Source organism: Paenibacillus spongiae (genome assembly GCF_024734895.1).
GTDB classification, from domain to species: Bacteria; Bacillota; Bacilli; order Paenibacillales; family Paenibacillaceae; genus Paenibacillus_Z; species Paenibacillus_Z spongiae.
This window is the reverse complement of the sequence record NZ_CP091430.1, coordinates 6375935-6402187: the sequence shown is the minus strand read 5'-3', so window position 1 is coordinate 6402187 and position 26253 is coordinate 6375935. Positions and strand designations below refer to the sequence as shown.

The window sequence follows — 26253 nt, the reverse complement described above, 5'->3', positions numbered from 1 at the left end:
CTTGAGTCCTGTATTGAGTGTGAACGGATTAACCGCATCATATCGCAAGAACAAGGTGCTGGATCAAGTCCGTTTTGAAGTTCAACCGGGGACGATGACCAGTATCGTTGGACCTAATGGAGCGGGCAAATCCACTCTCCTGAAGGTGATGCTGGGTTTGCATCCGAGTCTTGCCGGATCGGTCTACTTCTTCGGGGCGGATTATAATAAGGCCAAATCGCGGATCGGCTACGTGCCGCAGCGCGGTTCGGTGGATTGGGACTTTCCGACGAATGCGCTCGATGTCGTAATGATGGGATTATACGGGCAGATCGGTTGGCTGAAATGGCCGCGCCGCATTCATCGGGAGAAGGCGATGCAGGCGCTCTCCGAGATGGGCATGGAGGACTACGCGGGACGGCAAATCAGCCAGCTATCCGGCGGGCAGCAGCAGCGGGTATTTCTCGCCCGTGCGCTTGTCCAGGATGCCGAGCTGTATTTCTTGGATGAACCGCTGGCAGGCGTGGATGCGGCTACGGAACGGGCGATCATGGATACGCTGAAAACATTGAAGAGCAGGGGCAGAACCGTCATGGTCGTCCATCACGACCTGCAGACGGTCGAAGATTACTTCGATCATGTCCTGCTGTTGAACCGGACGGTCATCGCGCACGGTTCGACGAGCGAGACCTTTACGAAGGATAATATATTCCGGACGTACGGCGGCAATCTCCGATGGCTGGGGAGGGAGTCCGGATGATCTCGATTTTGTCGCACAATGCGCAGTGGGTGCTGTTCAGTACGCTCATCTTGGGCATGGCGGCCGGCATTATGGGCTGCTTCGCCTATTGGAAGCGGCAAAGCCTGATGAGTGACGCCTTGTCCCATGCGGCGCTGCCGGGCGTTATTATCGGCTTCGCCTTGATGGGCGTCAAGAATTTGCCTGTCATGATCGCCGGAGCCGCCGCGAGCGCCTTGCTCGGGGCGCTGCTGATTCAATGGATCCGATCGTCCACCCGGGTCAAGGAGGATGCGGCCATGGGCATAATTTTATCCGTTTTCTTCGGGCTTGGCATTATGCTGCTTACGTTCGTCAACCGAACGGCCGGCGGCAGCCAAAGCGGGCTCGACAGCTTTATCTTCGGTCAGGCCGCTTCCATGGTCCGCAAGGATGTCATTACGATGGCGGTTATCGCCTTGCTGGTGCTGCTGGTTGCCGTCATCGGCTTTAAGGAATGGAAGCTGTTCCTGTTCGATTCGAGCTTCGCCAAGGGGCTCGGCCTATCAAGCCGGCTGATGAGCAGCATCTACATGGCCGTCTTGGTGCTTGTCATTGTGGTCGGCATTCAAGCCGTCGGCGTCATTCTCATGTCGGCGCTTCTGATCATACCTGCCGTCAGCGCGCGTTATTGGACGCAGTCCTTCAAGTGGATGGTCGTCCTGTCCGCCTTGTTCGGGGGCGGAGCCGGAATGATGGGCACCCTGATCAGCACATTCGGCAAGGGATGGCCGACAGGGCCGTTCATCGTCATCGCCGCCTCCTCCATGTTCGTCATCTCCCTCGCCTTCGGAGCGCGCAAGGGATTGCTGGTGGTCTTCCTGCAGCAGCGCGCGCAGAAGAAACGGCTGCTCCAGCCGAATGCCTCCGCTGCCCGCGTATTGGAAAGGGGCTGACCATATGAGCTACACGGGTTGGATTTTGTTGACGGCTTCGCTTGTCGGACTTTCCTGCGGTATTATCGGCGTGCTGCTCATTTTGCGCCGAATGGCCATGATGGCCGATGCGATCAGTCATACGGTATTGCTCGGCATCGTAATAGCATTCCTTGTTACGCGCGAGCTAAGCGGCGTGCATATGCTCATTGGCGCAATAGCCGCGGGATTGCTGACATCCGTATTGGTTCAATGGTTTCACGCGCGGGGCGTACAGCAGGAAGCGTCGATCGGGGTCGTCTTTACGACCTTGTTCGCGGTCGGCGTCGTCCTCATAGCTACGCAAGTCGGGAACGCCCATCTGGACGTCAAACATACGCTAATGGGCGAGATTACGTTTATTCCATGGGAGAAGATTGAGCTTCCCTTGGTCGGTGCCATTCCGGAAGCCGTGTTCATTCTCGTGCTTGTCTTGATTGTCGTGCTGGTGGCGGTTATCGCATTCTATAAAGAATGGAAGATCACCTCCTTTGACCCCGCATTGGCCGTAAGTCTCGGGATCCCGGCCGTGCTTATGCATTATGTGTTCATGTCGCTCGTGTCGGTTACGACCGTAGCCGCGTTCGACGCCGTAGGCGCGATTATGGTCGTTGCCATGCTGATCACTCCCGCAGCTGCTGCTTATCTATGGACGGACCGCCTGTCGGTCATGATGATCCTGAGCGGCTCGTTCGGCGTCATTTCCGCCATTGTCGGATACTATATCGCGCTCTGGCTGGATACCTCGATATCCGGATCGATGGCATTCGCAACCGGTATTCTATTCGCAGTCAGCTTCTTGTGCTCGCCGAAGCACGGGGTTGTCGCCAAACTTATCCGACCGGCCGAAGCGAATGTCAGGACCTGAAGAGGAGGCTGCCTCCGCCAGCAATAATCACACGTCAGCAAAAAGAATGGCATGCGTACGTTTCATACGTCATGCCATTCTTTTTTTATCGATGTCCAGTTCGTTACTCTAGTGGTGTCCCGATCTTGTACCGGTTATGATGCCGCGACGGCGTCCGTCTGAGCGGATGCCGGTTTATTCGTATCCAATACGCCGATAACCGCTATAAAGAAGCCGATTAGCGACGCGAACATGACAAGTCCGGTCAGCCCCTTATTATGCAGCGCCTCGCTGTTGAGCAGAAGCACGACCGCGAGCGCGATCCCGGCAGCCAGAGAGGCGTAATGCGCCGGAGATTCGGACACCTTCCGGAATTTCCACGAGCCAAGCGATGCCAGCAGCGTGACGAGCGTAATCGTAACGACGTTAACCGACATGCCGATCCAGACGGGATGAATGTTCATATAGAACTTGCTGACATCCCAGCCGCCAAGCGCATACCAGGAAAGCCCCGACAGGAAGCCCGTTGCCAGTGAGGCGAGAACGGCCGATCTCGTCACCTGCGGCCAGAATAATGCGGCGACTACCGGCGCGAACGTCGCGGAATTGCGGATCGTCCAGGCCATAATATTCCACCATGCCGATTGCTCGGTCCGCAGCATGCCGAACAAGATCATCAGAACGGTCAGAATGAGCAGCGACCACTTCGTATAAGTGACGAGCCGCTTCTCGTCCGCGGACGGGAATAATGCGCTTCCCGTATCGCGGCCCAGACTGGTAGCGCCGGAGAACTGGCACGGAGCGCCCCAGCCAAGCGCGCAGGCCCAGATGCCGAGGAAGAACAAGCCGACGAGCGGAGCGGGCAGCACCTGCATCAAGTATTGAGGCAGAGCCAGGAGACCCATCTTGCCGTCCGGTATGACTGCGGCGGCCGATAAGCCGAACAGAATGGCCAGCACGGTAAAGGGAATGCCGAAGATTGCGGCCAGCTTCAGCCCTTTCTGCCCTTCTTCCGGCGTCTTGCAGGACAGCGCCATCTGGAATGCCGCTTGCGCCAATATGACATTGACGAAGAAGGTGCCGAACCAGGCGACGATCACCTGCAGCCCGGCATTATCCCAATCGAACATCTGCGGCTGCTCCGCGGCAAGCTGCCGCAGTCCATCCACACCCGGATTAATGAAGAACGCAATGACGCCGATGGCGAACATGATGACAAAGACGATGGCGTTCATGGTCTGGGTAAAAGCAATCGACCACATGCCGCCTGCCTGCAGGTATACGAACAGGAGGAGCGCCGTGAACGCGACGGATAACGACAGGGAGATGCCCGTAAATACGTGCAGCGCAGAGGCGAATCCGATCGCCGTGGCCACCGACCACATTGGGAAAGCGAAGGCCGTTATCGCGCCGGCCAACGCCTTGGCGCTTCGGCCATACTTGTCGCCGATGAGTCCGGAGACGGTAACCAGCATCTTCTTGCGGAACGGTCCAATAATAACGAGGGCGATAATCAGTATCTGGATGGTCTCGGCTACGCCATACCAGATGGCCGAGATCCCTTTCAGGTAAGCCATCTCCAGAACGGCGATAAACGTCGAGCCGGAGAACAGCCCCGTAATGCAGAAGCAGACGATCCACTTGTTAAAGGTCCGGCCACCGACAAAATAGCCCCCGGATTTGGACGTTCTCTTTCTCGCGATCTGGCCTGCCAATACGAGCAGCGCCGTATATACAAGTGCAAATCCGATGATCCATGCTCCATAATCAGTCATTTCCGCTCCGCTCCTCCCGCGATCGTCCAGTTCAGCTCAATCGCGATTCCCGCATCCTTGAACAGGTTGTATGCGGGGCATCTCTTCTTGACCCGCTCCTTCAATTCCTCGATCCGCTCCGATGATTCGTCCGTATCGAATACGACCGCATTACGGACTTCCTGAAAGTGAGGGCTGACATCCGCCGTGCCGAACATCCCTCTGCGGTCAACCGTGCCGGTCGATTCGGCTTGAAGGTCCCGAACGGCTAGCCCCATCTCTTTGGCGATCATCTCGATGACGATGAGCAGGCAGCCGTTAAAGGAGCCGAGCATGTATTCCATCGGGGTCGGCGCCGTATCCGTACCGCCCAGCTTGACCGGCTCGTCGATCGGAAACGTAAAGCCGCGAACCTCATTGTCATTCTTAAACCGGCTAATCCGCCTGGAGGTTGCGCGAATGGTGCGAATCTCCGTTCTTGCGTCTTGATTGACTGCAGTCATATGAATTCCCTCCGAATCAAACTATATTAATAATTACTACCCGTTTAGTCGGAATTTCTATTTTCGAAAATATCATACTTTTCGGATCCGGTCAATCGTTCTTTTGGAGGAAACTGGATTTGGCCGATGGGATCGTTTCGTTTTAAGCGTTCTCAGCCATCGGGTCTGTGGTAAAATATTCAAGTGGAGGGGATGCAAATGAACATCGAGTTATCGTTAATCCCATATGAAGATAAGACCATTGTATATAACCTCATGCAACTATACCGATATGACAGCAGTGAATTTGATGGGCATGTCTTGAATAAGCACGGACTCTATTTATATAAATATTTGGATCATCAATGGACGGATGAGTACCGGCGCCCTTTCATCGTCCGTGTAGACGGGGAAATTGCGGGGTTTGCTCTGGTTAGTCTCGATGTTCCCAAGGAATACATGGCACTTAGTCCGGCAGAGAAAACAAACTCGATCAGTGAATTCTTCATTATGCGGAAATACAGACGCAGAGGCGTGGGCAGAGATGCGGCATTGTCGCTGTTCGAACGGTTTCGCGGAACCTGGGAAGTCAGACAGACAGAAGGCAATACGAGTGCCTATGCGTTCTGGAAGCGCGTGATATCCGAGTACAAAGGTCAGGATTCCTACTTGGAGAAGCGGGTACATAATGACCGGTGGAACGGGCCCGTGTTTGTGCTGGAAACATAAGCGGGGAAGAGAGGGTATGACACGGATTTGAATAGAATGAAAAAAAGGAATTAACGAGGGAGGGGTTCCCTATTCCTTTCCCATGTTAAGCAAAAAGGCCTCCGTCCTCCAGATGCGTTCCCGGGATTCGGAGGTCTCTTCATCGTTCGCATCAGTGCAGGACGGTGCTCCCGGACACAGAGCGGCTGACGAATCCGCTGCCTTGCAAGAAAGGTTCTAAACGTTTCGACCGGCGGTAATCGCGGGGCGTCGTGCCTTCGAGCTGCCTGAATACTTGGGAGAAATAGCTTTGGCTGCAAAATCCGGCTGATTGCGCGATCTCCCCTAGAGAGCAATCTGTCCGGGTCAGCAGATCCTTGGCAACCTGCAGCCGAAAATGAATGATGTATTCCGCAACCGTGTATCCGGTGTAACGTTTAAATACACTGGAAAAATAGCTAGGGCTTAGGTATACAAGGTTCGCCAAATCCCTGATCTTGATCGGCGATTGGTAATGCTCCACGATATAGCGGATTGCTTGCTGAATGTTATCGGGATAGGCGTAGGGCTCCTGCGGGCTTTGGATAACGCCTTCTTCGGTTTGCGCAATGGCCGCTTCTGTCAATACCCGTGTCAAAAGCGACGATGCGGCCAATTCGTAGCCAGGCGGATAGTGGATGAAAAGCGCGAATAACTCTTCGATCAGTTGTTTCGTCAGACGCTCGTTCCGGACGCGGAGCACCGGATTGTCAGCGCAGTCGAGCAACTTATAATAATTGACAGCCTGCATGCCGCCGAAACTGATCCAGATGATGTCCCACGGATCGTCTGCTTCTGCGTAGCATTCGGGCTCTTCCGTCATGTCCAGGAACAGCAATTGGTTCGGGCCGACGGAATACGTCTTGCCTCTCCAAACGGCATACCCTTTCCCGCGAATGACAAAGCAGATCGAATACGGGTAGAAAGTCCTGTGAACGCGATGAACCGGACGGTGCTTGAAGCAGCCAAGATACAGAATAAACAATAGAAAAGCTCTGGCCATCTCGCTGGGCGTATGAACAATCGTTCGATATAAACACGGAACGGCATTCAGGAGCATCACCTTCGTCATCAGAGTGGGATCGTTATAAAACGGAATGGAATCCTTGCATACAACCTCACTCAAACTAGTGTAGCATACTGGAGAGAGCATTCAAGTCGGTCGTTAGAGCGAAATCTTTACACTGTATTGACAGCTTAACTGCTATTATGAATACGCTTACGAGTTTTCGCTTAACGGTTCAACCGGAGTCCTCGAATGAGGGGAATGCTTCAGTCAGGTCAAACTGGAAGGGGGAGCGTTATTGGAAATATTACTTGTCGAAGACGAGGAAGCAATTCGCGATGTGCTGAAATCGTATTTTCTCAACGAGGGCTGGAACGTAAGAGAAACCGATAACGGGAAGCAAGCGCTGCAATGGATTCAGAACTTCAAGATCGATCTGATCGTGCTGGATTTAATGATCGGCGGCATACAAGGGGAGGACGTGTGCCGGAAGATCAGGCAATTCTCCAAGGTGCCGATCATCATGATTACGTCCAAGGTGAAAGAAGCCGATACGATTAACGGGTTAAATTTGGGAGCAGACGACTATATTGCGAAACCGTTCCGCACCAAAGAAGTGATCGCCCGCATTCATGCGCTCAAACGGCGAATGGACATGCTTACGAATGATAATCTCCATCGGACGGCTATCAAGCGGTTCAATCGGGGGCGGCTCTCAATCAACCATACAACCAACGAGGTTTTCGTAAACGGGGAGAGGGTGGAATTGACGCATACGGAATTCAAGCTTCTGGCCGTATTAACGAAAAGGCCCGGTAAAATATACAGCAGGCACGATTTGATGTACGAAGTCCACGGATACCGCAATATTGACGTCGGTAGGACAATCGACATGCACATCCGGAACCTAAGAGCCAAAATCGAGGAAGATCCCAGAGAGCCGATATATATCGTGACGAAAATCGGTTCTGGTTACAAGTTTGATTTTCAATCCGAGGCGGAGATTTCATGAAGCGTTTCCTGACCGGGACGCAGTTCGTGCTGTTTCTTGCTTTTACCTGTTTGTCTGCATTTCTGCTTACGGCTATGTATTATGGGAACGCGGCTTCCTCGGGGAAATCGCTGCTCGAATACCGGAAGCAGTATTACAAAGACCAGGTTCAGAAACTCGGTTATGCGCTGCAAACCCATATCAAGTCCGAGTCGCTGTCGGAGGCCGATCGGCAATTATTACACGATTTCTCAGCGGTCTATACGTTCGGATTTCGTTATTATGCGTCTGACGGCAGCACCGTATTGTTCGATTCGACCGACAAAGATCCCCAGGCCGCCGAACGATACGTATTCGACGTCCCCATCATCGCGGAAGGCAAGCTGTTGGGGCAATTAGAGGCTTATTTCGATTCCGACCGGCGCGACGCCGCCTATTATCCCGGTTTCGAAATGGAATCATCCCGGCGCAGCGCAGTCCTGTATGCGCTGCTGCTCCTCCTTTCCCTCTTCTTTAGCTTTGTGCTGGCCAAGAGATTGTCTAAACCGGTCATCGCGAACAGCAAAGTAGCCGATCTGATCGCCAGCGGAATTCGGGGGACGGACATTCCCGTCACCGGGACAAGCGAAATGAAGCGGTTCGCAAGTACGATCAACGCCCTGGTTGCGGAATTCAACCGGCAAGAGGATTGGCGCCAGCAGATGATGCAAGACTTGGCGCATGAGCTTAGAACGCCATTGACTTCATTGCATTCCCGCATTGAAGCAATACTGGATGGCATCCATCCGGCTACAGAAGAGAACTTGTACAAGATTTATGCCGAAATCGACCGTTTATGCAGGCTGGTGGACGACCTGCAGAAGCTTTCGGAAGCGGAAGGAGCCCGCTTTCAGCTTAACATCGAACGGATCGATATGACGCAGCTCATCCGAGACGTTTATGAAGGCTTCTTGTACGTAAGCAAAGGGAAAGACATCCGCTTGACGTTTGGACAACCGCATGTGCCTTGTTATGCCGAGGTCGATCCCGACCGTATCATTCAGATCGTATCGAATTTATTGTCCAATGCGATCAAATATACACCGGCCGGCGGCTCCGTCGAAATAGGCCTATACCCGGCCGAAAGCGATATCGTCATCTACTGCCAGGACAACGGGATCGGCATCTCCAAACGTGAGCTGTCGCTTATTTTCAACCGCTTCTATCGGGTGGATAAATCCCGGACCAGACGGGACTCGAGGGGCGGCATAGGGGTGGGCTTAAGCATCGCCAAAGCGTTGGCCGAAGCACATGGGGGGACGATCGGGGTAGAGAGCGTGCCCGGCAAAGGGTCGAAATTTTATTTCAGCATTCACGCGGGGGGCTATTGATGAGATCGTTTAAGACAAAACCTTTACACTACGTTGACACCGGAGTTGGTAGGATGTGGAGGGAGAGCGTTTCTGATCAGTGAAATGAACCAGCTGAATTGGAAACAAGACTATGGAAGGGGAAATAGCGGATGGAACAGCGAGATTCAATGCGCATATTACCAACAAAACAACAATTGGAGTGGACGGATGCCGAGATCGGCGTGATCATCCATTTCGATGTTCAGGTATTTGAGCCCGGTTATTCCGATTGGAGACGGCAATGGGGTTACACGCCTAGTCCGAGCGTGTTTAATCCGACGGCGCTGGATACGGATCAATGGATCCGGACGGCCAAAGCGGCCGGAGCCAAATATGCGGTGCTCGTAGCCAAACACTGCAGCGGCTTCTCCTTATGGCCGACCCGGGCGCACAGCTACAGCGTCTCAAGCTCGCCCTGGCGCGACGGGCAGGGCGATATCGTAAGAGACTTCATCGACTCCTGCACAAAATACGATGTCCGTCCAGGGCTGTATTACAGCACATCGGCGAATGCCTATTATCAGGTGGACAATCCGGGTCTCGTCGTCTCCGGACGTTCGGATGAACAGGAGGCTTATAATGCGGCTGTGATTCAACAAGTAACGGAGCTATGGTCGAATTACGGAAAATTGTTCGAGATTTGGTTTGACGGGGGGACACTGCCTCCTGAGCAAGGGGGACCCGATGTGATATCGGTGCTTGCCAAGCTCCAGCCGGAAGCGGTCTGCTTCCAAGGGCCACGCGGTACGCCTTCGTTAATCCGTTGGGTCGGGAACGAAGAGGGGTATGCCTCCTATCCTTGTTGGAGTACGACGGACGAGATGAAGGCGGCAACGGATCACGGGGCCTGTCCGATATATGGAAGCGGCAACCCAGAGGGTGCGGTCTGGGCTCCTGCGGAGGCGGATATGCCGAACCGCAGAGATCAATGGTTCTGGTATGAAGGAGAAGAGCATCTCTTGCATCCGGTCGACAAGCTGGTCGAATGCTACTACGACTCCGTAGGCCGCAACGCCAATTTACTGCTCGGCATGGTCATCGATAATCGGGGGTTAGTGCCGGAGGCCGATGTGAAGCAATTTACGGAATTCGGCGAAGAGATCGCGCGCCGATTCTGCGGCATCCGGGGCGAGATCACCGGCGAAGGTCATGAATTGATTCTCGATCTGTTATCGCCCTCTACGGTCAACCAGGTCGTCATTATGGAGGATCTCTCGAAAGGGGAACGGATTCGGGAGTATCGCATTGATGGACTGGCAGGCGGGGAATGGAAAACACTATGTGAGGGCATCTCCGTCGGACACAAGCGGATTGAGTGCATCGATTCAGTACTAGTCTCCCAAATCCGATTGACGATTACCCGATCGTTCGGGATGCCGCACATTCGAACCTTAGCCGCATTCGACGCATTCGACGGAACGGATGAACGGTAAAAAACCTTTACACTACATTGACACATCAATTGCTACGATAGAGTTACCCAGAGCGCGTATCCGAGGATTGGCCGCAACGGCCTGATCGTTTGCCGCATTCATGTCAGCAAGGGGGCGTACTATTCTTGGCTAAGATTCTGTTTAATCACGTCTATAAGCGATACGGAAAGTTCAAGGAGTTGGCCGTTAACGATTTCAACCTTGAAGTGGAGGATCAGGAGTTTCTCGTGTTCGTAGGCTCCTCCGGATGCGGCAAATCAACGACGCTTCGCATGCTGGCCGGGCTGGAGGAGATTTCCGAAGGGGAAATCTATATCGGCGATACGATCGTGAACGATATTCCTCCCAAGGATCGGGACATCTCAATGGTATTCCAAAACTATGCGCTCTATCCGAATATGACCGTATTTGAAAATATCGCATTCGGGCTGAGGTTGCGCAAGGTGCCCAAACACGAAATCGAGCTGTCGGTGAAACGGGCTGCGCGTGTGCTGGAAATCGAGAATTTTCTGGAGCGTAAGCCGAAGGAGCTGTCGGGTGGCCAGCGCCAGCGCGTGGCGTTGGGAAGGGCGATCGTCCGGACGCCGCAGGCGTTTCTGATGGATGAGCCATTGTCCAATCTGGATGCAAAGCTCCGGGTCCAGATGAGAACGGAATTGATTAATCTGCACAAAAAGATCGGCGTTACGATCATTTACGTAACGCACGATCAAGTGGAAGCGATGACGATGGGGAACCGGATCGTCGTGATGGAGAAGGGCGTCATTCAGCAGGTGGATACGCCGGAGAACGTCTATAACAAACCGGCGAATCTGTTCGTCGCGAACTTTATCGGCAATCCTCCGATGAACTTCATCTCCGGCCGGCTGCAGGAGAATGATGGCATACTCGAATTCCATACGAACCGCTTCGCGCTCCGGATTCAGGAGAAACAGGCCTATCAGCTGAGAAACCGCCATCAGATGGCGGACAAGACGGTTGTGATGGGCATACGTCCCGAGCATATTAGCTTCGAGGAAATCGCGCTTCAGGCATATGAGCATTCGGTCATTAACGGTGTGCTGCAAATCAACGAGTTCATCGGATCCGACCGGTATTATCACATGGATATCGGGATCTCGAAGATGGTTACGGCGCGGGCGCATCCGCGTTATCACTTCGATGAGGGATCGCGGGCCGTATTTGCCGTCGATATGAATAAAGCGCTGTTCTTCCATAAGGATACGGAGAAGCTGCTGACGGACTAGCCTGTCGTCAGACGGAGTCATACATACCAGGCCTATGCTTCCGAAGCAAGTTTGTTTCGAAGCCGATTCTGTAAGTAACGCTCAACAAAACTAAGCGTATGCTTTCGAAGCAAGTTTTGCTCGAAACCGCTCCTTCGGAAGCGGTTAAGCTCACAAAACTAAGTCTATGCTTCCGAAGCAAGTTTGTTTCGAAGCCTATTCTGTAAGTAACGCTCAACAAAACTAAGCGTATGCTTTCGAAGCAAGTTTTGCTCGAAACCGCTCCTTCGGAAGCGGTTAAGCTCACAAAACTTTTAGGAGGAAACCAGATGACAGGGGGAGAGAGAAGACGTCCAGGGTTTCGACTGCTGATCCTTTTTCTATCGATTGTTCTAATCGGCACTTCGAATGTGGCGGGACCGACGAATGGCAAGCGATCCGCTCACGCCGAATCGGGTTCCCTCGCCGATCGGACGCAAGACGCGATACCGGAACAGAAAGAGCCCTACTATTACGACGTACGCAAGAAACGGGAACAGGTCAAGACGCCTCCCGGTTCTAAGGAAACGATCGTACAGGCCGCGAAGTTTGCAAGAAAGTCCGAAGATGCGGTTGTAACTTCCGGTAGCTACCAGGGCAAGGACGACGTTCTGATCTGGTCATCGGTGAGCGGTTGGGTGGAGTATGAAGTGGAGGTCGGCCAGGACGGCTTGTACGAGATGGCTGCGGAGTATTACCCGCTGCCCGACGATAATCGCAGAAACCGGCGCGCGTCGATACTGTCGATGCAGATTAATGGCGTGTATCCGTTCCGGGAAGCGCGGTCGATGTCGTTCGAACGGGAGTTTCGGAACGAGCCGCCGAGGTTCGATGCCGACGGCAACCAGCTGCAGTCCTCGATCGTTGAGATCGAAGAATGGAAATCGAAGCCGTTCCGCGATTCCGACGGGGCTTATGCACGTCCACTGCTCTGGCATTTGCAGCAAGGGCGGAACGTCATACGCATTCATCTCTCGCAGCAGCCGATGGCGATCAAGTCGTTCACGATCAAGCCTCCCTCTACGATTCCCGCATACGAGGAAGTAAGGAGAACCTACCCCGGCGAGTCGGCCCCGAGCGAAGAAAGCATCGTGATCGAGGCGGAGCAATTCAGCAGGAAGAATTCCACGTCCATTCAAGCGCAATATGACCGGGATGCGTTAACTACTCCGAAATCGCTCAAGAACAGAGCGTACAACTCTCTTGGCGCATGGGGCTGGTACAAAGGCGGGCATGTCGTCAGCTGGGAATTCGAAGTGCCTGAAGACGGGTTGTATAAGATCGGCATGCGCGCAAACCAGAATCTTCGGAAAAACCTGTCCGTCTCCAGAACGATTTATATCGATGGGCAAGTTCCGTTTGAGGAGCTGCAGTCCTATCCGATCCCGTATGCCCCTGGCTGGCGCGGCTATATGATCGAAGACAGCGAAGGTCGGCCGATGGAATTTTACCTGAAGAAAGGGAAGCATACGATCACGATGGAAGCCGGCTATGAGCCTTACATGGCGGTGATCGCCGAAGTCGAGCCTATGGTCGCTTCGCTGAAGGCGGTGTTGGAACGGATCAAATCCGCTACGGGCAACCGCCAGGACGACCAGTTTCGCGTGTGGGATGTCGAGAAAGATATTCCCGGCGTCACGGATGACCTGAAACGAATCAAAGACGGACTTCACGAGCTGGTCGGCAAACTGCGGGAAATCAATCAAGAGGTCGATATCGTGGCTCAGACATACCGTGCCAGCGCGAAGGATATCGACGATCTGCTTCGGAAGCCCGAGAAGATTCCGACCAGCCATTTGACATTGGGCTCCGTATTGGATCAGCTGCAGGAGCAGTATCGTAATTTCATGGATGCCCCGCTTCAGATCGATAAGCTTTACATTACGCCCGCACAAGCTTCTTTCCCGAGAATGGAAGCCAGCTTATTCGAGAAAACCAAAGGGATGTTCGCTACGCTGATGTACTCGTTCAACGACCGGAACCGGATCGGCAAGCAGAACGGTGATGTATTGAACGTCTGGATGATGATGGGAAGGGATTATGTCGACGAGCTGCAAATGCTCGCGGACGAGCAGTTTACGCCGGAATATGGCATTCAGGTGAAAGTGAATCTGGTTCAATCGCCGGACCTGCTGATCCTCGCGAAGGCTTCGGGGATTTTGCCGGATGTCGCCCTCGGAATTCCGGGAGAGATGCCGTTCGAGATGGCGCTGCGTGGGGCGGCATTGAATATCCGTTCATTACCCGGCGGCGATGAGCTCATTGCGAAGTATCATCCCGGTGCGATGCTACCGTTCTATTACGATGGCGGGTATTACGGTCTTCCCGAAACGACCAGCTTCAAAGTGCTGTTTTACCGGAAAGATATTCTTCGGAAGCTGGATCTGCAAGTACCGGAGACATGGGATGACGTATATCGGATGATCCCGGCGCTGCTTCAGAAGCAGTACAATTTCCATGTTCCGCCTGATGACTTCTCGATGATGTTCTTCCAGAACGGGGCCGAATTGTATACGCCGGATGGGATGTCCACCGCATTAAACAAACCGGAAGCCTTCGACGCCTTCAAGAAATGGACGGATTTATTCAATATCCATGGACTCGAGCGTCAGGTGCAGAGCTTCTACAATCAATTCAGGGCCGGAACGATGCCGATCGGCATCGCCGACTTCAACATGTATATGCAGCTGATGATCGCAGCGCCGGATATATTGAACGAGTGGGCGATCGCCCCAATTCCCGGAACGAGGCAGCCAGACGGCTCGATTATCCGATGGGCTGCTGGCAGCAATCCGACAAGCGCCATGCTGTTCAACGATACGCCGGAGCATAAGCGCGATCTGTCCTGGAAATTTCTGCAGTGGTATCTATCGGATGACACGCAGACCGATTATGGCTTGAATATGGAGCAGTTCCGGGGTGAAGCGTTCCGCTGGAATACGGCGAACGTAAGGGCCTTCGCCAACATGCCGTGGAAGAAGGAAGACCTGAAGGTGATTCTCGAGCAGTGGAGATGGGTGAAGGACATCCCGAACGTGCCGGGCGGTTATATGTCGACCCGTGAGCTGGCTAATGCATGGAACCGTGCCGTCGTGCCGGAGAGCCAGGCGCTCGAGATGCCGCGAATCGCGCTGGAGAAAGGCATTAAGGCGATTACCCGCGAGCTTGTCCGCAAGCAGCAAGAATTCCATTTCCGGGATGAGACCGGCAACGTAGTCCGTACGCTTGATCTGCCACAAATTCAAGAGCCTTGGAAAGGAGCGGATATCGATGTCGAATGAGTTGCAGATCCGTTCCCGCCGACAGATGGGAGCTTCCGCCGGAATTGGAAGCAGACTAATGCTCAAAATAACGAACCTGGTCAAGGATATTTGGAAACACCGGCAGTCCTACTTGTTCGTCGCTCCGTTCTATATCATGTTTCTGCTGTTTATCCTTATTCCGATCATAGCCGGCATTCTGCTCAGCTTCACTTACTTCAATGCCGTTCAGTTTCCGACATGGGTCGGGTGGAAGAATTATCAGAACCTGTTCTCGCAAGACATCATTTTTCTGCAGCATGTCGTGCCCAATTCCTTCAAATTCGCCTTGTTCGTCGGTCCGCTCGGCTATGTTTGCGCATTCTTCCTGGCATGGTTGATTGCGCAGCTTCCCACTACGCTCCGAACGATATTCGCCCTCGCCATCTATGCGCCGTCCCTAACGGCGGGGATCGCGATGACCGTTGTATGGCAGGTTATGTTTACCGGGGACCGTACCGGCTACTTGAACAGCTTCCTGCTCAAGTGGGGGATCATCGAGAAACCGGTGCTCTTCGTCCAGCATAGCGAAATTCTGATGAATATTATGATTATCGTTTCGGTCTGGGCCAGCATGGGAATCGGATTTCTGGCCATCCTGGCCGGCATATTGAACGTCGACAAGCAGCTGTACGAGGCCGGTAGAATTGACGGCATATCAAGTAGGCTGCAGGAAATCTGGTATATTACCGTGCCTCTGATGAAGCCGCAGCTCATGTTCGCCGCCATTATGTCGATCGTGTATACGCTCAAATCGGGCGCGATCGGCACGCAGCTGTCGGGCAGCAACCCGACGCCCAATTATGCCGGACAGCTGATGATTAATCATATCGACGACTACGGATTTATCCGTTACGAGCTGGGCTATGCAAGCGCCATATCGGTCGTGCTGCTGGGCGTATGCTATCTATTGAGCCGGATGTTCGGCTACTTATTCGCTCCCAAGGAGGGGGAATGATGCACGAAATCAACCCTAAATGGCTTCGCCGTCTCTATTGGGGATGGAAAGACTGGGGGCTCGCGGTTAAGAGGTTCGACCGCACGCAGCAGCTCATCGTCTTGTTTCTGGCGCTTCTGTCCGTCTTCATGCTGCTGCCGATCGTATATGTGTTTAACCATGCGTTCAAGCCGCTGCACGAATTGTTCCAGTTCCCGCCGACCTTTATCGTGCGCAATGCGACGTTCCAGAACTTCATCGAGCTGCTCTCGCTAACGGAGAGCACGGTCGTACCCGCATCGCGGTATATGCTCAATAGTATCATCGTCACCTTCCTGGCTACGGTCGGCATGGTGGTGACCGGGGCCTTGTGCGCCTATGCGTTATCGAAGCACCGGTTCCCCGGCTCGAAACTCATTTTCGGCTCGATTATCGCCTCGCTCTTGTTCGCACCGGAGACGATCGCGATTCCGAGATATGTCATCGTGCAAAGTCTGGGTATCATGAACAGCTACTTGGGTCACGTCCTGCCGATGATCGCGATGCCGGTTGGTGTCTTTCTCATTAAACAGTTTATCGATCAAGTGCCGAATGAAATGATCGAAGCGGCTAAGATCGACGGTACGACCGAGTTCGGCATATTCATGCGGATCGTCGTTCCGATGGTAACGCCTGCGATCGCGACGATCACGATTCTGGCGTTTCAGAACGCGTGGGGGAACGCGGAGACGTCAACGTTGTTTATGCAGGACGATTCCATGAAGACGCTTCCCTTCTATATGGGGACGCTGACGTCCAACCTGGCGAACTCGGTGGCCAGGCAAGGAGCGGCAGCGGCCGGAGCGTTAATCATGTTCTTGCCTTCGCTCATCATCTTCCTGCTGTCCCAGCGGAAAGTCATCGCCACGATGGCTCATTCGGGAATCAAGTAAACGGAGGAAGGATTCGAGCGAGCGCTTAAGCAGCGGAATAACGGAGGAACGAACGATGAAACAGACTCTAAGCAAATGGATGATCGGAATGGGACTCGTTTGCTTGCTTTCGCTTGCAATCGGACCGGTGAAGGCGGGGGCGGAAGTGCCGTACCGGACCTTCTTCGAGGATAGCGAGGGCCACAGCATCCCTACGCGCCCCGCTTATACGCCGGCCGGAGTCGTCGCAAAGGACATCTATATCGACAACGGCAAGGGCGAGCTTGTCTATTCGCCACTGAAGAAGCCGCAGGACCTCTTTATCGATGGCAGCGATCGGTTGTACATCGCGGATACGGATAACGACCGGATCGTTCAGTTCGATGCGGATGGGGTGTTCTTGCGGGAAATCACATTGCCGGAAAGTCCGCTCAAGAGGCCTCAGGGCGTCTTTGCAGCGGAGAACGGCGATATCTATATTGCCGACACGGGGAATAAGCGCGTCGTCAGACTGGACAAACAGCTGAAGCTTCTGCAAGAGTACGCGCGTCCTCAGTCCAGTTTGATCAACGAGACCTTTATTTACGAACCGACGAACATGGTCGTCGACGGCAGAGGGTTCGTGTATGTCGTCTCCAAAGGGAGTTATCAAGGCGTCGTACAGTTCGAACCTGAAGGCGAGTTTTTCGGATTTTTCGGCGCAAATGCGACGGAAGTGAAAGCGATGGATGTCATTCGGAAGCTTCTGTATACCAAGGAGCAGCTCAGCCGGCAGGTAAGGCTGCTGCCCCCCATTATCCGCAATATCGAAATCGACCGGCAGGGCTTCATCTATACGGTATCCGGTTCATCCAAGGAACAAGTGAAGAAGCTGAATGTCCGCAGCGAGAATGTATGGAAGGAATTGAGCTTCGGCGAGAAAGTCGTCATGTCGCCGGAAGAACGTGACAAAGTCGTACAGTTGACCGATCTGTCGGTCGATGCCGATGGCAACATGACGGTAATCGACAAAAGCTTGAATGTAGTATCGCAATACGACGCCAGCGGAAAGCTGCAGTTTTTCTGGAAAAGCCCGTCTTCGCAGGCCGCGATTGCCGGACTGAATCAAAGTCCGGTTGCCGTCGCGACGAACTCGCGCAATGAGCTGTTTATTCTGGATGATGCGCTCAATCTGGTGCAGAAATTGAAGCCGACACCGCTCGGATCCGCCATCCATCAGGCGTTCATGCTGTCGCAAGGCGGCAAGTACAAGGAGAGCGAATCCTATTGGGAAGAGGTGATTAAGCTGAACGCGCTCTTCTCGCCCGCTTATTACGGGATGGCGCAAGCAGCGTTCAACGAGGGTGATTACGAACAGGCCATAGGCTTATATAAGCTTGCCAGACATGGACAAGGGTACTCGGACAGTTATTGGCAGCTTCGCTTGATATGGTTTCAGAAGCATTTTCCATTGATCGCTAACAGCATGCTTCTGTCGCTCGCCGTATTCCTTATCGCAGCGAGACTGCAGCGCAAGTATAAGGTTTCCCTTCTATACGGCCTGCGGTGGGGATGGCTGCGGCAGACGCTGGTCAGTCAATTGAAGCATGCGTTCTACATTCTGAAGCATCCGCTCGACGGCTTCAGTGATCTCCGCTTCTTGAACCGCGGGGGGTACATAAGCGCGTTCCTGCTGCTTGGCTCCACAGTGACGGTTCTGCTTGTCAAAACGTACTATACCGGCTTCTCGTTCAATCCCAAGCCGGCTGCCGATATTAACGGCGGCTTCATTATGACGGGATTTCTGGTTTCCTGGACGTCCTGGGTCGTCTGTAACTACTTGATCGGTTCGATCCAACAGGGCGAGGCCCGCTTCAAGGACGTATTCGTAGGGAGCTCCTACGCGCTGTTCCCGTTCGTATTGCTCGGTCTTCCCTTGGCGCTCGTCTCCAATGTGCTTACGCTGAGCGAAGGCTCGATCTATCAATTCATCGAATGGGGCGCCTTAGCATGGTGCGGGATGCTCTTCTTCTGGAAGATTCAATCGTTGCAAAACTACAGCGTCGGCGAAACGGTCGTCAACATTCTGCTGACCTTGCTTGCGATGGTTATTCTATGGGTGCTTATTTTCATCGTATTCGGACTCGCTTCCGAGCTTGTCGGCTTCATCTATACGATCTATCAGGAGGTGACGAAGTGAAGCGATTAACGCTCTCCAGACGAAGACTCGTGACAGCTGCCGCTTCCATCGTTGCCGTCGTGGCACTGGCAAGCTTCGCGGTCACCTGGCCTTCACTGAACAAGCAGGACGGGGAAGAGAAGAATCATGAACGGGCTTCAGATGCCGGGCAGTCGGCGGACATCGCTCCGAACACGCAAGCATCCGGAGCTTCCGCAGCTCCGGCAGCTGTCAGGCTCGTCCAGGCGGCCAAGAGCCAGGGTTACAAACCGATTGCGGAAAGCAAATATTTGACGCTGGAAGCGGATGAGGCCAACGGACATTTTATCGTGACGGATAAGAGAACGGGGCATAGATGGAAATCGTACCCGGAGGAGAAAGGGTATCGCGAGAACGAGAACCAGGGAAAATGGAAAGCCAACCTGCAGTCGCCGCTCATGTTCAGCTATGTGGAGTTCAATGTCAGGCGGGATTTGGCGAAGGAATCCAATCTCTTGGATGAGAAGGGGATCGTCTCCAGCTTCGAGGCGACGGACCGGGGCTTCAAGATCCAGTACGAAATTCCGGATTTGGGCTTTGTGATTCCGGCTGAAGTGCGGCTGGGCGACGATTATGTGGAGACCCGGATCCTGAAGGACGGGCTAAAGGACGAGCGGACCTACACCGAGGAAGAATTGGCCGCGAAGAAGGACAAGGGCGCCAGACTGGTTTCCGTGCGGCTGTATCCATTCTTGGGCGCGCAAACCTCGGAAGAGGAGAACGGTTATTTGCTCCTGCCCGACGGTTCAGGCGCTATCGTCGAATTCAAACAGGAGCGCGGAGGGACGAATAATTATTACAGCGAGCAGGTCTACGGCGCAGATTGGGCGTACAGCGCCAACAGCTCCTTCTCCATCCGGAATCCGGTTCGAATGCCGGTCTTCGGGATCAAGGCGGGGGAGCAGGCGATAATCGGCGTCATCTCGGGCGGTTCGGAATATGCCAACATCGTGGCGGCTCCTTCCAAGACCTTCAGCCAATACAATTGGATTACGGCAGAACAGAATTTCAGATTCAAATATTATCAGTACACGAATACGAAAAAAACGACCGGATTCGTGTCCTTCACCAAAGATTTAATCGCGTCGGACCGTTCCACCCGCTATTATCCGATCGCTCGGAAGGATGCCGAGTATGCCCAGATGGCCGCCAGATACAGAGAATATTTGACCGATGAGCTCGGCAAGCTCCCGCTTCAAACGGCAGACGGCAAAATCGATCTGCAGCTGCATCTGCTCGGTGCGGATTCCGAGCGCGGATTTCTGAAGGATTCCTACTTGCCGCTTACGACGACCCGTCAAGCGGAAGAGATCGTCCAGGAATTGAACACGCTCGGCATCGACCGGATGTCCATTACTTATCTGGGCTGGCAGAGAAACGGATATAGCCGGTATGGCGGGAGCCTCCCCTTGTCAAGCAAGCTTGGAGGAAATGAGGGAATGAAGCAGTTCGCCGATTTCGCCCATGCGAAGGGCTACCGGGTTTACTTGGATGGCTCCTCCTATTCCTATAACAACACGGGCAGAGACGGATTTCGAAGAAGCAGGGATGGCTTGCGGGATATCGGGGCTGCGGTTATGGAATTTAATTCACGCGGAGGGGATGACAAGAAAACGTTCGTCAGCCCCCGGTTTGCGGAGAAAGTCATCCTGGACGACCTGAAAGTGGCGCAAACGCTGCATGTTGACGGATATGCGTTCGGTCAAGGAATAGGAGCCCTCCTCAATACGGACTTCAATGAGAAGTACACCGCGACCAGGGAAGAGACGAAGCAGATCCAGCAGCTCATCCTCGAAACGACGAAAGAGACGCTCGGCCATGTTCAAGTCGCTGAAGGCAACGGATACACACTGCCCTATGTGAATCATATTCAAGGGCTGGACGACGATATCTCGGGTGATCTGTTCGTCGACCGGCAGGTTCCGTTCATGCAAATCGCTCTGCACGGACTTGTCACTTATTCCGCCAATTATGCAAACGACAGTGACGATTATGAAACAACCTTCTTGAAGGGAATCGAATATGGCGCCGTTCCCTCATTCGTCATCACGCATGCACCGTCGCAGCAATTGCTGAAGACGAGATCCCTCGGACAATTTTACAGCACGGGCTACAAGGACTGGCTGCAGGAGATGGTCTTGCAGTATCAGCGGTTTAATGAGGCATTGGGGGATGTTCAGGACCGATTTATTACGGATCACCGTTCATTGGCGGACGGTGTTTATGAAACGACTTATTCAGGCGGCAAACGAATTGTTGTCAATTACAATGCCGAGCCCTATGAGGGGAACGGATGGACGGTCAAGCCGAAAGACTTTGCCGTTGTCAGCTAGGGGGTAATAGAGTGGCTAAAAAACGGTTGATGACCGCGAAGAGATACAGTCGATTGGAAGGCATGCTGTTTATGGCCCCATGGCTGCTCGGCTTCATGATTTTCATGGCGTTCCCGCTCGTATTCTCGCTCTATATGAGCTTCAACAACGTGAAGGTGCTTCCGACCGGGATGAAATACGATTGGGCGGGCATCCAGTATTACAAGTCGATCTTAATGGGGAGCGCTGAATTTTACGATCAACTGATTCCATATTTTCAGGAAGTCGTCATCATGATTCCGGTTATCGTTATTTTTTCCCTGCTTATCGCGATTTTTCTCAATCAGAGGCTGAAGGGGCGCTTTTTGTTCCGGGCGATCTTCTTTCTTCCCGTCATATTCTCCACAGGGGCCGTTCTGCAGCAATTTATGGATCAGGGCGAGAGCGGGCTCGGCTTCATGAACGGCGAGCTGGTCGGCGGGTTTATGGATGCGTATATCGGGGGAACGCCATGGGGCAAACCGGTGCTTGCCGTTCTCGAAAATTTCGTGCTGGTGCTGTGGTATTCAGGCGTGCAAATTCTGGTGTTCCTGGCCGGAAGACAGACAATTCCCGCCACCGCATACGAATCGGCCCGAATCGACGGGGCTTCGCCATGGGAAGTGTTCTGGAAGATTACGCTGCCGGCCATGTCGCCCTTCATCCTGCTTAATGTCATGTACACCGTTGTCGATATGTTTACGTTCCCGTCCAATCCCATCATCACGATGATCGGCACCGGCAACTACGGGTACAGCAGCGCGCTGGCCTGGATTTATTTCGTCATCGTTCTCGTGTTCCTCGTCTGCGTTCTGCTCATCTACAGCAGAGTGAACAGACAACAGAGAATGTGAATAGGAGGGGGTGTACAAGCATGAGCGTCGTGAAAATCATTGTACCGAAAGCAAAGAAAAATAAGTTTGCGTTCAGGCATAGCCTCCGGTCCGTACGTTATTTCATTCTGGGCAAAGAGGTGGATAAAGGTCTCATCTTTAAATTGCTGCTTTATCTGATCCTCGTATCCACCTCTTACATATACTTGAACCCGATCATCCAGATGGCCGTCCGAATGCTCATGAACGCCAAGGATCTGATCGATCCGACGGTGACGTGGATTCCGTCCTCGCTCTATTTCGGCCATCTGTCGTCGGCGTGGAATATTCTTCAATATCCCAAGTCGCTGGCCATCAGCATTGCGATTGCCTTATCCGCCTCGGTCCTTCATTGTATTTCCTGCGGTCTGGCGGGATATGCGCTGGCACGGCTTCAAGTGCCGTTCAAGAAGGTGGCGTTCTTCCTGCTGCTGCTGTCGTTTATTATTCCTCCGCAGGTCATCGTACTGCCGACGATCTTGTTTTTCAGGGAAATCGGCTTGGATGGCAGCCTGTTCACCTTGATTTTGCCGGCCGTATTCGGCTTTGGCGTGAAGGGCGCGCTCTTCGTATTCATCTTCAGACAGTTTTTCATGACGCAGCCGAAGGAGCTGGAGGAAGCGGCCAAAATCGACGGCGCCACGGCCATCAAGTTCTATGTGAAGGTGATGCTGCCCTTGGCGAAGCCGGCCATTCTAGTCGTCTTTCTATTCTCCTTCGTATGGACGTGGAACGACACCTATATGCCGAGAATGTTTCTGGCAAGCGCAGAGGATGTGCCGCTGGCGACGCAGATGTCGCGGATGGGCACCTCCCTGGACGCCTTCATCGACTCAGGAGGCTTCCCGGAATACGTGGCGGAGCCGATCAAGATGGCGGCCAGCTTCCTGACGATTCTACCTCCGCTCTTAATCTATCTGTTTGCGCAGCGGTATTTCGTGGAGAGCGTGGAACGAACGGGATTGGTGGAATAGAACAACCGCATTCGCTTCATATAAGTAGACTTTGCCGACAAGCGACAATCTGAATTCTCGATTGTAACACTTGCGGTTTGCCGACAAGTGACAATCTGAATTCTCGATTGTAACACTCGGTTCCTGCGGTTGGAATCGCGAAGGGGGGGATTCTCTGGCTTTAGACATGAATCATGAAGGGGAAGGGAATAAAAACCAAATTCAAGGAGGAGTCATTTCATGAGAAAACGCGCAAAAGGTTTGGCAGTGGTCATGATGATGTTTGTGGTCATGGCATTGATCGTTTCAGCCTGTTCATCCAATAACGGGGAATCGCCAAATTCGTCTTCTTCGAACACTCCAACAAACTCGTCCTCAACCGGATCGGAGGAAGAGAAAGCGGACCCGCCGGCTAAGACGTTCAAGGAGTTCGCGAATAAACCGGTAACCCTTAAGGTAGCGACTCCCTGGGGCAAAGACGGCTTTATGCAGCGGATCGGCGACTATGTTCAGGAAAAGCAGCCCCATATCACTCTAGAGCACGTGGACTGGGATGGTACGCCCGAGAAGATGCAGGAATTGTTCGCGGCACAGGTCGTTCCGGATGTGCTGCTTGCCTATACCGGTCAGAAGCCGCTCGAGGATCTGGACATGGTGTTCCCGCTGGAAGAGATGCTGGAGGTGTATGGCTTCGATCTCAATACGATCGATCCGGCGGCAATCGCGGAAATCCGCTCGCGGGACTCGGAGGGCAGACTGGTCGGGATGCCGCAGGAAATTGGATATATCGGATTGCATTACAATAAGGAATTATTCGATAAATTCGGCGTGGATTATCCGCAGGAAGATATGACCTGGGACGAGGTTCTCGATCTGGCGAAGAAGCTGACGGCTGAGCGGGACGGCGTCAAGTATCGCGGCCTGGAATTCGGCGTCTCCGCTCCCCTGCTGCAGCTGTCGGTCAATCTGACCGATCCGGAATCGGGGGAAGTGCTGCTGACGAAGGATTCCAAAATCACGAAATACATGGAACTCATGAAGAAATATTATGAAATTCCGGGAATTAACGATCCGGAGGCAACAGGATCGTTCCAGGATAAAACCGTCGCCATGAGCGTCAACTGGCATGGATTATTAGCCTGGTTCGGAGGCGAAACGGAAGAGGAAGCCGCCGAATATCAGAAGCAGATGGATATCGTTCCGCTTCCGTCCTGGCCTGATTTGCCGAATACGTCAACGGTTCCGGTCGGTATCCATCCGTGGGCCATCAATAATTTCAGCGAGAACAAGGAAGCCGCGCTGCAGTTCTTGATCGAGAGCGTATCGCCCGAGTACCAGATCGGGCTGTCGAAATCGGGCACGCCTTCCGTCCTGGCGGACAAGGAAATCAACAAAAGCTTCGGCTCCGAGCGTGTACGGTTCAACGGGAAGAACATCGGTGCGTTCACGAAAAACAAGCTTGCGGAGCCTCCGGCCCGAAGCAGCTATTGGGACAGGTTTGTCCAGCTGGATATGAAGGTATTCACCGAGTCCGACATGAACGTACCGGAATTTCTGCGTAAGGTCGAGGAAGAATCGCAAGTGAAAATCAAGGATGCGATGGCCCAATCCGAGTCCAAGAAGAAGTAAGCTAAGCGGCAAGGCCAACCGGCATTCGCTGGTCGGCTTTGTCGCTTTACAAACGGAGGGGGAATTCGATGATGGAGGATTTTATTGCATATGCCGCTGGGGTGAGACCTTCGGAACGTCAATTGGCCGTACAGGAGATGGAATTCTATGCATTCGTTCATTACTCTATCAATACCTATACGGACCGGGAATGGGGTACCGGCAAGGAATCGCCTTCAATCTTCGATCCGGCCGCTTTCAATGCGAATCAGTGGGTGGAGGCTTGCCGTGCGGCCGGGATGCGGGGACTTATTCTTACCTGCAAGCATCATGACGGATTTTGTTTGTGGCCGAGCCGTTATACCGAGCATTCAGTGAAGAACAGCCCCTGGAAGAACGGGCTGGGCGATATCGTCAAGGAGGTTGCGGATGCTTGCCGTGCAGGCGGCATCAAGTTCGGCATCTACTTGTCCCCATGGGACCGGCATGAGCAAACCTATGGCGACTCGCCGCGGTATAACGAATTTTTCAAGAATCAATTGAGAGAATTGTTGACCGGTTACGGGGATCTATTCTGCGTCTGGTTCGATGGCGCTTGCGGCGAGGGACCGAACGGGAAGCGGCAAGTTTACGACTGGGAGGGGTATTACTCGATCATTCGCGAATTGCAGCCGAATGCGGTCATTTCCGTCTGCGGCCCGGATATCCGCTGGTGCGGCAACGAGGCCGGCCATTGCCGGGAATCGGAATGGAGCGTCGTGCCGGCTTCACTTCGGAAGAACGAGGCTATTCAGGAAAAGTCGCAGCAGGCAGACGACCGCGAGTTTGCGAAGCGATACGATTCGCAGGACCAGGACCTGGGCAGCCGGGAAATCATCCGGCATGAACGCAGCTTGGTCTGGCATCCCGCGGAAGTCAATACTTCCATAAGGCCCGGCTGGTTCTATCACGCTTCCGAGGATGACAAAGTAAGACCGCTCAATGAGCTGCTTAATATCTATTACGGCTCGGTAGGCGGCAATGCAATGTTCTTGTTAAACCTGCCGCCGGACCGTCGCGGGCTCATTCATGAGAATGACCTGAACCGTTTGCGGGAGCTCGGGGAGAAGCTTCGACGTACGTTTGCGGTCAATCTGGCTGCCGATGCGGCGGCTGCGGCATCGGAGACGAAGAGCGGGAGCGATGCAAGCCACATGCTGGACGGGGACAAGAACACGTTCTGGGCACCTGAAGAAGGGACGGAGCAGGCTTGCGTCGAAATCGATCTGAAGCGGGAGGCGTCGTTTGACCATGTTGTTCTTCAGGAGCACCGGTACAGTCAACGGATCGAGCGATTCGAGCTAGCGTACAAAGAAGGCCACGAGTGGAAGCCGCTCTACAAGGGCACGGTCGTCGGATACAAGCGCATATGCAAGTTCAACGCGGTCAAATCCCGTTTTATCCGGATGACGATTACGGAATCAAGATGGTGTCCGACGGTAGCTTCATTCGAAGTGTATTTGAGCTAGGCGGTTGGAAGGATAAGGGTCGCGGCTGCT

At 53.5% G+C, this 26253-nt stretch carries 20 protein-coding genes; 17 read left to right on the top strand and 3 right to left on the bottom strand.

The features are described 5' to 3' along the window. Nucleotide 1: 1 nt before the first annotated feature. From L1F29_RS28820 to L1F29_RS28810, 3 genes are read left to right on the top strand one after another with little or no spacing between them, the layout of a single operon-like run. Complete coding sequence (locus L1F29_RS28820) at nt 2-739, top strand: metal ABC transporter ATP-binding protein (protein WP_258385454.1); 738 nt, start codon at nt 2-4, stop codon at nt 737-739. Beyond that, the gene (locus L1F29_RS28815) at nt 736-1653 is read left to right on the top strand and encodes a metal ABC transporter permease (protein ID WP_258385453.1); all 918 of its coding nucleotides are present in this window, start codon (nt 736-738) and stop codon (nt 1651-1653) included. Before L1F29_RS28820 ends, L1F29_RS28815 begins: the two co-directional genes overlap by 4 nt. A 4-nt stretch (nt 1654-1657) precedes the next feature. Beyond that, nucleotides 1658-2539 (top strand): metal ABC transporter permease, encoded by an 882-nt coding sequence (locus tag L1F29_RS28810; protein WP_258385452.1) that lies wholly within the window; start codon nt 1658-1660, stop codon nt 2537-2539. Between the two features lie 134 nt (nt 2540-2673). Here L1F29_RS28810 and L1F29_RS28805 read toward each other — a convergent pair whose 3' ends face one another. Together L1F29_RS28805 and L1F29_RS28800 are read right to left on the bottom strand one after the other, a co-directional pair. Then, nucleotides 2674-4293 (bottom strand): sodium:solute symporter family protein, encoded by a 1620-nt coding sequence (locus tag L1F29_RS28805; RefSeq protein ID WP_258385451.1) that lies wholly within the window; start codon nt 4291-4293, stop codon nt 2674-2676. Further along, on the bottom strand, nt 4290-4775 hold the full coding sequence (locus tag L1F29_RS28800) for an OsmC family protein (RefSeq protein WP_258385450.1): 486 nt from the start codon (nt 4773-4775) through the stop codon (nt 4290-4292). The genes L1F29_RS28805 and L1F29_RS28800 overlap by 4 nt, the downstream gene beginning before the upstream one ends. 198 nt (nt 4776-4973) lie before the next feature. Between L1F29_RS28800 and L1F29_RS28795 the strand changes: the two genes are divergently transcribed. Further along, entirely contained in the window at nt 4974-5483 is a 510-nt protein-coding gene (locus tag L1F29_RS28795; protein ID WP_258385449.1) for a GNAT family N-acetyltransferase, read from the top strand. Nucleotides 5484-5634: 151 nt separating this feature from the next. Here L1F29_RS28795 and L1F29_RS28790 read toward each other — a convergent pair whose 3' ends face one another. Next, the gene (locus L1F29_RS28790) at nt 5635-6573 is read right to left on the bottom strand and encodes an AraC family transcriptional regulator (RefSeq protein WP_258385448.1); all 939 of its coding nucleotides are present in this window, start codon (nt 6571-6573) and stop codon (nt 5635-5637) included. A 232-nt stretch (nt 6574-6805) separates the two neighbouring features. On the opposite strand from L1F29_RS28790, the gene L1F29_RS28785 reads away from it, so the two are divergent. The 13 genes from L1F29_RS28785 (at nt 6806) to L1F29_RS28725 (ending at nt 26223) form a co-directional block, all read left to right on the top strand. Further along, entirely contained in the window at nt 6806-7519 is a 714-nt protein-coding gene (locus L1F29_RS28785; protein WP_258385447.1) for a response regulator transcription factor, read from the top strand. Beyond that, a complete protein-coding gene (locus L1F29_RS28780) occupies nt 7516-8868 on the top strand; it encodes a sensor histidine kinase (RefSeq protein WP_258385446.1) in 1353 nt (450 codons plus the stop codon). Before L1F29_RS28785 ends, L1F29_RS28780 begins: the two co-directional genes overlap by 4 nt. A gap of 131 nt (nt 8869-8999) precedes the next feature. After that, a complete protein-coding gene (locus L1F29_RS28775; protein ID WP_258385445.1) occupies nt 9000-10322 on the top strand; it encodes an alpha-L-fucosidase in 1323 nt (440 codons plus the stop codon). 125 nt (nt 10323-10447) lie between these two features. Next, on the top strand, nt 10448-11569 hold the full coding sequence (locus tag L1F29_RS28770) for an ABC transporter ATP-binding protein (protein ID WP_258385444.1): 1122 nt from the start codon (nt 10448-10450) through the stop codon (nt 11567-11569). A 308-nt stretch (nt 11570-11877) separates the two neighbouring features. Beyond that, complete coding sequence (locus L1F29_RS28765; protein WP_258385443.1) at nt 11878-14868, top strand: extracellular solute-binding protein; 2991 nt, start codon at nt 11878-11880, stop codon at nt 14866-14868. Further along, on the top strand, nt 14858-15844 hold the full coding sequence (locus L1F29_RS28760) for a carbohydrate ABC transporter permease (RefSeq protein WP_373876443.1): 987 nt from the start codon (nt 14858-14860) through the stop codon (nt 15842-15844). The genes L1F29_RS28765 and L1F29_RS28760 overlap by 11 nt, the downstream gene beginning before the upstream one ends. Next, nucleotides 15844-16755 (top strand): carbohydrate ABC transporter permease, encoded by a 912-nt coding sequence (locus L1F29_RS28755; RefSeq protein ID WP_258385442.1) that lies wholly within the window; start codon nt 15844-15846, stop codon nt 16753-16755. The genes L1F29_RS28760 and L1F29_RS28755 overlap by 1 nt, the downstream gene beginning before the upstream one ends. A gap of 55 nt (nt 16756-16810) precedes the next feature. Then, on the top strand, nt 16811-18913 hold the full coding sequence (locus L1F29_RS28750) for a YIP1 family protein (RefSeq protein WP_258385441.1): 2103 nt from the start codon (nt 16811-16813) through the stop codon (nt 18911-18913). Next, nucleotides 18910-21264, top strand: a complete 2355-nt coding sequence (locus L1F29_RS28745) for a DUF5696 domain-containing protein (protein ID WP_258385440.1) — start codon at nt 18910-18912, stop codon at nt 21262-21264. Before L1F29_RS28750 ends, L1F29_RS28745 begins: the two co-directional genes overlap by 4 nt. Nucleotides 21265-21275: 11 nt before the next feature. Then, nucleotides 21276-22136 (top strand): carbohydrate ABC transporter permease, encoded by an 861-nt coding sequence (locus tag L1F29_RS28740; protein ID WP_373876442.1) that lies wholly within the window; start codon nt 21276-21278, stop codon nt 22134-22136. Nucleotides 22137-22156: 20 nt separating this feature from the next. Next, nucleotides 22157-23128, top strand: a complete 972-nt coding sequence (locus tag L1F29_RS28735; RefSeq protein ID WP_258385439.1) for a carbohydrate ABC transporter permease — start codon at nt 22157-22159, stop codon at nt 23126-23128. A 219-nt stretch (nt 23129-23347) separates the two neighbouring features. Beyond that, a complete protein-coding gene (locus L1F29_RS28730) occupies nt 23348-24736 on the top strand; it encodes an ABC transporter substrate-binding protein (protein ID WP_258385438.1) in 1389 nt (462 codons plus the stop codon). A 71-nt stretch (nt 24737-24807) separates the two neighbouring features. Further along, entirely contained in the window at nt 24808-26223 is a 1416-nt protein-coding gene (locus L1F29_RS28725) for an alpha-L-fucosidase (protein ID WP_258389838.1), read from the top strand. The last annotated feature ends 30 nt before the right edge of the window (nt 26224-26253 follow it).